Raw genomic sequence first — 9,287 nt, forward strand, 5'->3', positions numbered from 1 at the left:
TTGTCATACGGAAATGCAGTCTTCTATTTGGTGTTTTATTTTGTTTATACCCGACAAAATATCTAAATCTTTAGAACTAATTTTATTGATATCTAACAAAGCATCCCGTTTATTAAGGAGATAAATAATTTTCTCTTCATTGTGTTTTGTGCGGCTAAACTCTTTTTCAAGACATTTATTAATGGATTCAATTCTTGATTTAATTTGTTTTTGGGCAATGGCAAAATCTATTTGTGCCGCAGTCTTAATTTGTAATTTCACCGTTTTGCAATAATCGGGAAGGCTTTGTTTTAACTCATCCGTTGGTAGAGCTGCCCATTTTTTATAAGCTCTTTCAGAAAAAAGACGAGCTCCTATGTCTTTTGCTTCGGCAGTAAGCCATTTTTCTGTTAGTGAATCAGGATCTGGCTTTAACAGAATTAAGTCATTGGTTATCAACATACTTAATTTATCTTTGCTGTTTGAACGAAACCATTTTTCCGCTAGGATTGACCCCTTTGTTCCCCAATTAAACCCTTTTCTCTCATAAGCTTTGGATTCAGTTAATCCTTGTTTATTTAAACTCAATTTTTGTGGTGTAAATCCATCTACTTTCCAAGCTCTCCGTGATCCCATAAAGGCAACGATTTTTTGAAAAGTTGATGAGTTTTCACCGGCTACACGTACGAAAATCTGTTTCGTATTGGGTAGCGAGTCAATATTTTTCATTAAATTTTTAATGGGGTGAAATGGTTGTAACCATTTTGAAAAGGTTTCCGGAATAACTATACCTACCCCGGGACTTGCAATAGCAGCCTCTAATATTTTGTTTTTTAATCCATCTAAAATTTTGCTTTTTGAATGTAAATCACTAATACCTGCATACCCCTCATTATTGGCTACTTGAATAACTAATTTTCGCATTTGTGATAGTTCACGACATAGGCCACCATCAGCGGCAATAACATTATTGCTTGTTACTTTATTGTCTTTTGTGGATAAAAATTGTTGTGCTATTCCCACAGCAGATTGTGCAGCATAAGATTTTCCACATCCTGAGGGGCCTGATACAATAATTACAGGACGTTCTTGCCACTTAGAACCTTTAAATTGAGTTGTTGCACGCATTAATAGAGCATGCCTGAACTCTATGCTGTGTATTTCTTCTTCCAAAGCCAGTTGATACAGCTCCACTCCTTTAGAGTCAAGAAGCTTGTGCATGGAAAGGGTTGCTGATTCGGGATAAGTTTCTCTGGTACGTTCATCACCATTAAACTGAGGAGGCTGATGTTGACTAATGTATTCTATAAATTGTTTTCTAAAAAATAGGGGATCATTAGTAATGAGCACTTCTTTGTCTTCAACAAGATTATTAGCTGCTTTATACTCAGAAACTTTTAGAGAGTGGTTTGCATCATAGCTGTCGATCCCTTGGTTTAGCGCTTTTATGCCTGCCTCGCTTAAACATAATTTTGAGTCCGGGGCATACCCATACTGGTTTATTTCCCCTACCAAATGAGTTATAAGTTCAGTTTTACTTTCTTCTGGGTTGGCCATAAAATAATTTCCGTGATAAATTTTACTTACAGTATAGCAATTATTTTTATATTTAATGGGCGGCCTCATCTTTGCCTACTAACCAGTCGACACTGACCTCAAGTTCTTGGGCTAACGTATTTAATAATATTGCATCAGGACGGGTGGTTCCGTTTAGTAGAGCTTCTGCTTTAAACTTTGGTATCTTTACCAATTTTGATAATACTTCAATACGCTCTGCGCTTAATGTTGGAGCTCCAATATTATCAAGCTCTTTATTGAGCCGTTCTGAAAATCTTTTATTAAGCATTTGTCGTTACTCCTAAATAAATGATTTAACTTTAATCTCTTATTATTTGTGGTATATCACAAAAATGTGGTTTTGCAAGATGTTCAGAAATTAGGTTGGTCTACCGTATATTTCAATTTAGTATTAGCTTCAAGAAAATGATAGGTTATCTGGGATGATATATGAGCGAAGAAGTAGCTGCGAAGTACCCTTGTGATTTAATTGTGTTCGGTACTTTTGGAGATTTTTCTTGTTGCAAATTACTTCCAGCTTTATATCAGCTTGAGCGCAATTACTTGCTGCATCCAGACACGCGAATTAATTATTGGTTGTGCATGCTAAGAGTTAAATTTAGGTGCTTATATTGATTTAATTAAGACAAAAATCCAAATTTTTTTAACTGATCTTTTAGATGAGTCTGCCTGGGAGCGTCTTGCTAAAAAACTGGATTATTGTAAATTAGACTTGGTAGAGGCTGATGAGTACCAAAAGTTAATGAAGTACATTAAGTCCCCAGAACGTATTACTATTTCTTATTTTGCTATTCCTCCTTCCTTATATGCACAAACTTGCCAAAATCTTTCTAGCGTGCGTGGGCTTAACTACTCAACCCTCCCGGGTGGTTTTAGAAAAACCTATTGGTCATGATTTATCTTCTTCAATAGCGATTAATAATGAAGTGGCTCGTTTTTTTGCCGAGGATCAGATTTATCGTATTGATCATTATCTTGGTAAAGAAACGGTATTAAATCTTTTAGTTCAGTGCTTTGCAAATGCGATTTTTTCATCCAATTGGGATCAGCATGTAATTGATAAGGTTGAAATTACTGTTGCCGAAGTCAGTGATATGTTACAAAATCATTTACTGTAAATAGTTGCTTTGATCGCAATGGAGCCGCCCATGAGTCTCTCTGCGGACGTTTTCTCGGTAATACACCGGTCCACGAGCACACTGTATGGGCTCAATACATAAGCAATGTTGTTAAAGGTCAGAAAATACCTGGTTATTTAGAGGAAGAAGGGGCATATAGAGCATCCACAACAGAGACTTTTGTAGCGATCAAAGCTTTTATTAATAATTGGCGCTGGGTAGGAGTACCTTTTTATTTACTTACAGGAAAGCGTTTATCAAAAAAACAAAGTGAAGTGGTGATTTATTTCAAACCACAGCCCTACAATATTTTTCGACAATTAAAGCAAGACTTATCACCTAATAAATTAATTATTCGTTTGCAACCTGATGAGGGTGTAGAGGTCAGGATGATGAATAAAGTTCCTGGTTTGAGTGAATGTATGCAATTACGTGACAGTAAATTGGATCTAAATTTTAATACATAGCGTATTGCAGATGCTTATGAACGTTTATTACTTGAGGTTATGCTGGGCAATCAATATTTGTTTGTCAGTCGCAATGTGGTTGTCACCTGTCAAACTGGCGCGTTAACTCCTGTTACAGGAAGCCCTTTCAACACTGGATTAGGAAATTTTCCGCAAGCGCTGGTAATAACACCCAATAATCAATTCCTCTACGTTCTTCTTCTGTCTGTATCTTGGGATACAGTGTCAATGACACCACAGGTGTTTTATTTCCTTTATCAAGTGGCTTTATTCCATTAGGTTATATATACGCCCTATTGTACTCGAATTAGTCCCGATGGCCAATTCATTTACATCACTGCCGTTTCTAGTTACAGGCGACTTAAGTGATATACCAGGAAGTCCTTTTGCTACGGGAATTGCTATTAGTCCAAATGGCCAGTTTGTTTATGTGGTAAATTGTACCGATGGAACTATTTCTGCCTACATTATGAATTAGAAGTCTTTATTCAGAGATTCTGATTTTGGGAAGAAGGTTAGCTCAAGCTAATGGGGAATGAACAAAGCACACAGCAATGTGTGCTTTTTTTTGCGCCTGATCGACTAAGATGGTCTTCTACTTATTTAAATCATTAAGTGCTGCCAATATTTAGCAGCAGTATTCATGATAAACGATTTATTTCTTCATTTGTGCTAATTTTTCTCTCACTTCCAGAGCACGCAAAACAGATACATAACTCCAGGTTAGGGAACTTGCTCCTTGTTGGATTCCAGTATTCAAATTGATTTGTTCACTTAAATTCATTTCAGGTGCATAGTGTTTTATTAGTTTTAAATAAGCATCCCCTATGTGTATGTATTGAAGCATGAGTGATTGTTCATCTATGGGCAAATTTTCAGCAAGTGTAAAATAATACTCAGCCAGAGTGGCTGTTAAGGTAAACCAAGGGTTACCTATGCTACTAGTTTGGTATCCGTCATAAGTATCTCCAGGATAACGACCAAATAAAATAGGGCCAGATATATTATTATTGATTGGGAAGATTTGCTTAAATTGATCGTGTAATGCATTAACTGTTTTTTCAACATAAATACTACTTGGAGCAAGAATGCCACTTTGTGGATTAAGCAAAATAGCTAAAATAACTGATGAGTCCAGTTCAAAAGTTTTTTGTGGGCCAAGGTGTGGGGGCAGAGTGGCTTGAATTAGGTAGTTATTCTGATCTAGGTGTTGATATAAGCGTGTGTTCATTAAATCAGCTTGTTTTTCGTAATAAACAGCGGCGCTTTTATCATTAAGACGACGAGCAAGGGTTGCACCCTCAAGTAATGCTTTTTGTTGTGCCATAGTAGTAAAAAAATGATGTCCAAACACTTCTTCCCATAGGTCAAAGTTTTCATCAACCCAATGATGCGCGGTATACTCCAAATCCATTTTAATTACACCCATGGAGCTAGAATCAAGACTGCTGTTGTACAAAAAGTTGTGTACGTATTCAACTTCATTTTGGTTTAGTAACTGATGCGCAAAATGAATTAAAACAGTTGCTCTTAAAGCTGGACCGTCATTTTGAGGCCTTACCCATGAATCCTCAAATGGGTAGCCATTAATATAAAATTTAGGTTCGCCCATAATATCTTGTCTAGGCAGCGACTCGTTTTGGTGTTGAATAAGTTGCGTCCAGGAAACATAGTGTACTAATTGATCTTTAAGTTTTTGGGAATGAGTGGATTCGTACCATGTTTCGATCAAACACATGGCAATAGCGGAATCTCGAATCCAATCGAAATAATAATTGGGCTCTTCTTTCGAAGGAGAGGCAATTATTGCACCATTAGACTGAATATTTGCAAAAAAATTATGTTTTAGTTTCTCTACCTCTTCAGAACTAAATACTGCAGCTATAGTTTGAGAGACAAAAAATAATGTTAAGAAAAAGATCCGTTTCAATTTAGTTCCTTGCTGAAAATTATAAGTTTTTTATAATACAAGAAATTTATGGTTTAGAGTATAAAATTTGTTACCCGCTTTTTTTACTTATTTTCAGATGAGTGATTTCACCTATAGCTTTTACCCATAAGGGGTGTTCATTCAAGCAGGGAACTACAATTAATTGTTCTCCACCTAGAGCCAGCCATTGGGCTTTGGCACGTATGCCTATTTCTTCAAGAGTTTCCAAACAATCTGCTACAAAAGAAGGGCAAACAATGAGTAATTTTTTGATTCCTTGAGCTGCAAGTTTGGTTAGATGTTCATCAGTATAAGGCTTTATCCAAGATGCTCTTCCCAGTCTAGATTGGAATGCGGTACTGTATTGATTTTCAGGTAGCTGCAGTTCTTTAGCTAATAAACGAGTGTTTTCATGACATTGGGCTTTATAACATCCTTGAATCTGTTCGTTGAGTGCAGGACAATTTTCCGAACATACTGATTTACATACATTTTTAGTAATTTGGCGTGCAGGGATTCCATGATAACTAAAAAGAACATGCTCGTGTTTTTGTAGGTATTCCTTTATGAGTTTTGCTTGTGCATTGATATAGGCGGGGTGTTGAAAAAAATCGCGAACAATGGTTACGGAAGGAATAGTATTCCAGGAACTCATGATGCGCATTGCTTTTTCAATGGATGAACCGCTAGCTGCGGAAGAATATTGAGGATATAGAGGTAAGATAGTAATGGATTCACAATGCTTTAAATGATTTAATGCTGATTCGATTGATGGTTCGCCATAGCGCATGCCTAACGCGATTTTATAACTTGAGTCGGCGACCTCACGTTTAATTTGAGCTACTAAGTTTTGACTATGATAGAGCAAGGGTGAACCGTGTTTCGTCCAAATAGCTTTATACGCGTGAGCAGAGCGTTTTGCTCTAAAGGGTAAAATAAAGAAATAAACTAAGATATAACGGAACCAAGCGGGCAGGTCGATTACTCGCTTATCAGTAAGAAATAGGCGTAAGTAATTCCTAACGGCAGCAACACTTGTATTCTTGGGAGTACCCAGATTAATGAGTAATAAACCACGTCTCATTAGTACAACTTGTGCCTTAAATGAATTTTTTTCATTATACCTGAAGATGGTTATGAATGCAGTAATTGCATTGAAATTAGTTTTTTGGTTGCGGCACTATAATAAATCTTACTATTACAAAGCCGCCAAAACTTAATTAAGCCATTTCTGATTCGGCATTGTCAGTAATTACAATCACGTTAGCGGCGTGAAGACCCTTATCACTATCTCCTACATCATAGGTAACTATTTGACCAGGAACTAATGTTTTATAACCAGTACCATGAATTGATGAAAAATGAACAAAAATATCATCGCCGCCTTGTTCAGGAATAATAAATCCCCATCCTTTGGCATTATTAAACCACTTTACTTCACCCCTAGCCATAGAAATTCTCCTTTATTTCAATTGTAATAATTAACTTTGTAATTGCATTTATCCGTAAATGAAATCTATAATAATCGATAAGTAATTTTAACATAACGTAAAATGCATTCATTACTCAATAGAATTTTTATAAAAAGATCCATTTTCTTAATAATTCTTTAAGTTGTTCTATTACGTTTAGTCGTTCTATTTCATAAAAGGAGTATCTAATGGAGATTAACAGCACTTCTAAAATTTTGAGAAATTTGGGACTAGCTGCTGTTACTAATGAGAAAGGGGAAAAACCTGCCAATGCCAAGGAGGAACTTTGTTTGATACCCACTGCTAAACCAAAAGAGATGAATGATGTACTCTAGGTTTCTCATCATCTAAAAATCATTCTCCAATGGATTAATCAAAAATTAGTAAAATTCGTGTTTAACTAGCTGACTCCGACATCATTTTTCTATGTTTTTTAGCAGTTTTTTGTTAATACGCATATGCTAAAGACAACTTTTAGGTATATACTTTTTTTATATAAATTATTTTTGAGGCATAGAGTATGGCAAGTGGGGGATTTGCGGATACAGCACATTGGCGAGATTCCGCACGAAGCGCTCGTTTTTTTATGGTTGATGCACGGGCTGCCTTTCCTATATTTCTATTTTTAATGCATATTAGAGTATGGACAGGGGTATTGGTTTTAGTTTCAGCTGTATTTTTTGGTATTATTGAACACTATGGTTTTACTGTACCGGTTTTTTTGCGTTGGGTACGAAATTTTTTAGCAGGAAATATAAAGTCTGCACAGCCGTGGTGGCGATAATAAAATGGAACGAGATATTAGTAAATGTATGGTGATCATTGCTGCAAGTTTGAACGCAAAATTTTATTTAAATGATCGATTTGTTAGTTTTGATGAAGTTTTTTCAGACACGGGTTTATTACCTGCAATTGCAAAACGCGCGGATCAATTGTGCTCTTTGTGTTTAGGGTACGGCTTAGGAGCAACGTTTGATGAAGCTGAAGGTGCATTGTTAGGGCTTCGTGTGATGTTTGATGAAGTAACACCTAATGTTTTACGTTTGCTTTGTATGACGGATGTATTGAATGAATTAATTCAAGGTGGTCCAAGTAAAGATTATACTCCCTTGGATGAGTTGATGTACGATTAAGCCCGTTTTACAAATTAATTGTAAAAAAATAGAAAGTAATGTGAAATATAAGTTCACCCAAATATTTTTTTGTTACACTTAGTTTAAGGATTTAAGTTTTAGGAGTATATAACTATGGCCGATGGATGGGGAATTTTTCCTTCTAGAAAAGTTGAAGTATCGCCAGGAGATGTTTATTGCTCAGTTATTGCGCGAATTGATCAAATGAAGATGCAAATCGAAAAAGCAGTAGAAATCAGAGATGATCCAATAAAACTACAGGCAGTGGCTGTTTTAGATAAATGTTTTAAAGAGATAGAGCTAGCAATTTCCAAAACACAAGTTGATGAAAAAAAACAATTCATTTTTAAATAATGAGGTTTGCTTGAGGCAATTTAATTTCATCATTTTTTGTGGAAAATAAAATTAAATTGTCTCATGCTTAATGTTTTCTAATGGATTGGTGCAAATAACTGTTATACTTTTTAATATCGTTTGTTTAATTTGGGGTAGTTAGTTCCCTCAAGATTTGTGTGTTGATGTTATGAAAGAAATACTCTCAGATGAGCAAAATGAAGCAATACTTCAAGCATTAGATGAGGCTATTAAAAATGGCCCTTGGGATAAATCTAATTTTTTGCGCGCCATAGGTAAAAATTTAAATGATATTCGCGAAAATTTTGTAGAGCAACTTGGCAGTCGTACAAAGGAGCAAATCAAAGAAGATATTTATTTGGCGAATCGTTTAGCTCTTAGAAGTGGACAACAAGAAGTTTTTGTATCTTTGTATTCTTCAGATGGGACTAATATTCAGTCTTGGGAAAGAATAGTGTCTAATTTGCCTCGACAAATGATTTCCCGTCCTATCTATGCTGATGTAGAACATGTAAAGGCATTGATAAAAATAAAAGAAAATAAACAGAATGAAGCGTATATAGGTATTTACATCAATCAAAAGGATATTATTTCTCTTCCTCCGGATAAGATCTTAATGGATAAATTAGGAAATCCGTTATTGACACTAAAGGATAAAACATTAGATTTGGAAAATATCAGCAGTTTCGTTCACGCAACGGGTGTTTATCAATTTTATCGAGGTCGTCTAATTAAAGAATCCTAGAATTTAGGGTGTATAACTAGGGATTAACCAATGTTTTTTATAAACTTTGATTTTAAAATCGAAATTCTCGCAAAAACATTCGAGAGCAGTATATACTTGAAGTTAAAGAAATTCATTAAAAGTAAGTATTAATGGCTCAACAACCCCAACAGCAAAATACAGATAATGGTATGGCACCGATTTGGATTATGGTGTTGCTTTTTGTCACTGTATTTATAATTTGGAAAACAGGGCATCAATATATTGTGATGACTGTTTTTCAGATAAATATTTGGCAAGCTAAACTTGTTAATTTATTTATTCATAATGAACATTTGACGAATTTAATTTACCTAATGCAAACGGTAGATCCTAATGCAGTGGATTGGAATCAATTATTAGACACGACACGGGCTGTGGGCGATTTTATGCGTTATCCTGTGGTTTTTGTGTTATTAGTATTGGCTGTCGTTCTTTATCATTCAAATATTGCCTTAAAATTTCGCAAAGCGCATGATATGAAGAGTTTACG

The 9,287-nt window shown here is 35.4% G+C and carries 15 protein-coding genes and 1 pseudogene; 11 read left to right on the forward strand and 5 right to left on the reverse strand.

The features are described 5' to 3' along the window. Nucleotides 1-3 precede the first annotated feature (3 nt). Nucleotides 4-1,536 carry a hypothetical protein gene (locus tag WA877_RS01525; RefSeq protein WP_425169179.1) on the reverse strand — a complete coding sequence of 511 codons (1,533 nt, stop codon included), beginning with the start codon at nt 1,534-1,536 and terminating at the stop codon, nt 4-6. Nucleotides 1,537-1,588: 52 nt separating this feature from the next. Further along, nucleotides 1,589-1,825 carry a hypothetical protein gene (locus WA877_RS01530; protein ID WP_425169180.1) on the reverse strand — a complete coding sequence of 79 codons (237 nt, stop codon included), beginning with the start codon at nt 1,823-1,825 and terminating at the stop codon, nt 1,589-1,591. A 161-nt stretch (nt 1,826-1,986) separates the two neighbouring features. Here WA877_RS01530 and WA877_RS01535 point away from each other — a divergent pair, with 161 nt between their 5' ends. The 5 genes from WA877_RS01535 to WA877_RS01555 all read left to right on the forward strand — a co-directional run bounded on the left by WA877_RS01535 (nt 1,987) and on the right by WA877_RS01555 (nt 3,620). After that, nucleotides 1,987-2,172 carry a hypothetical protein gene (locus WA877_RS01535; RefSeq protein ID WP_425169181.1) on the forward strand — a complete coding sequence of 62 codons (186 nt, stop codon included), beginning with the start codon at nt 1,987-1,989 and terminating at the stop codon, nt 2,170-2,172. 22 nt (nt 2,173-2,194) lie between these two features. Further along, complete coding sequence (locus tag WA877_RS01540; RefSeq protein ID WP_425169192.1) at nt 2,195-2,452, forward strand: hypothetical protein; 258 nt, start codon at nt 2,195-2,197, stop codon at nt 2,450-2,452. Beyond that, nucleotides 2,397-2,675: a hypothetical protein gene (locus WA877_RS01545; RefSeq protein WP_425169182.1), complete on the forward strand. Its 279-nt coding sequence runs from the start codon at nt 2,397-2,399 to the stop codon at nt 2,673-2,675. Before WA877_RS01540 ends, WA877_RS01545 begins: the two co-directional genes overlap by 56 nt. Before the next feature lie 98 nt (nt 2,676-2,773). Continuing rightward, the gene (locus WA877_RS01550; RefSeq protein ID WP_425169193.1) at nt 2,774-3,142 is read left to right on the forward strand and encodes a hypothetical protein; all 369 of its coding nucleotides are present in this window, start codon (nt 2,774-2,776) and stop codon (nt 3,140-3,142) included. Between the two features lie 316 nt (nt 3,143-3,458). Beyond that, entirely contained in the window at nt 3,459-3,620 is a 162-nt protein-coding gene (locus tag WA877_RS01555) for a hypothetical protein (RefSeq protein ID WP_425169183.1), read from the forward strand. Nucleotides 3,621-3,797: 177 nt separating this feature from the next. On the opposite strand, the gene WA877_RS01560 is transcribed toward WA877_RS01555, so the two are convergent. The 3 genes from WA877_RS01560 to WA877_RS01570 form a co-directional block, all read right to left on the reverse strand. Next, complete coding sequence (locus WA877_RS01560) at nt 3,798-5,072, reverse strand: glycoside hydrolase family 15 protein (RefSeq protein WP_425169184.1); 1,275 nt, start codon at nt 5,070-5,072, stop codon at nt 3,798-3,800. Between the two features lie 70 nt (nt 5,073-5,142). Next, a complete protein-coding gene (gene hemH, locus WA877_RS01565) occupies nt 5,143-6,156 on the reverse strand; it encodes a ferrochelatase (protein WP_425169185.1) in 1,014 nt (337 codons plus the stop codon). 136 nt (nt 6,157-6,292) lie between these two features. After that, complete coding sequence (locus WA877_RS01570; RefSeq protein WP_425169186.1) at nt 6,293-6,523, reverse strand: cold-shock protein; 231 nt, start codon at nt 6,521-6,523, stop codon at nt 6,293-6,295. Nucleotides 6,524-6,732: 209 nt separating this feature from the next. Between WA877_RS01570 and WA877_RS01575 the strand changes: the two genes are divergently transcribed. From WA877_RS01575 to WA877_RS01600, 6 genes and pseudogenes are all read left to right on the forward strand, one after another. After that, nucleotides 6,733-6,879: a hypothetical protein gene (locus WA877_RS01575; RefSeq protein ID WP_425169187.1), complete on the forward strand. Its 147-nt coding sequence runs from the start codon at nt 6,733-6,735 to the stop codon at nt 6,877-6,879. Nucleotides 6,880-7,064: 185 nt separating this feature from the next. Beyond that, nucleotides 7,065-7,328, forward strand: a complete 264-nt coding sequence (icmT, locus tag WA877_RS01580; protein ID WP_425169188.1) for an IcmT/TraK family protein — start codon at nt 7,065-7,067, stop codon at nt 7,326-7,328. A gap of 4 nt (nt 7,329-7,332) precedes the next feature. After that, nucleotides 7,333-7,677, forward strand: a complete 345-nt coding sequence (locus WA877_RS01585) for a type IV secretion IcmS family protein (protein WP_425169189.1) — start codon at nt 7,333-7,335, stop codon at nt 7,675-7,677. Between the two features lie 114 nt (nt 7,678-7,791). Further along, the gene (locus tag WA877_RS01590; RefSeq protein ID WP_425169190.1) at nt 7,792-8,031 is read left to right on the forward strand and encodes a hypothetical protein; all 240 of its coding nucleotides are present in this window, start codon (nt 7,792-7,794) and stop codon (nt 8,029-8,031) included. 169 nt (nt 8,032-8,200) lie between these two features. Continuing rightward, nucleotides 8,201-8,776 carry a Dot/Icm secretion system protein IcmQ gene (gene icmQ / locus WA877_RS01595; protein ID WP_425169191.1) on the forward strand — a complete coding sequence of 192 codons (576 nt, stop codon included), beginning with the start codon at nt 8,201-8,203 and terminating at the stop codon, nt 8,774-8,776. Nucleotides 8,777-8,907: 131 nt separating this feature from the next. Beyond that, nucleotides 8,908-9,287 (forward strand): annotated as a pseudogene (locus tag WA877_RS01600) (type IVB secretion system coupling complex protein DotM/IcmP); the annotation flags it as partial.

It is taken from the genome of Legionella sp. (genome assembly GCF_049790535.1).
Lineage (GTDB): Bacteria > Pseudomonadota > Gammaproteobacteria > Legionellales > Legionellaceae > Legionella.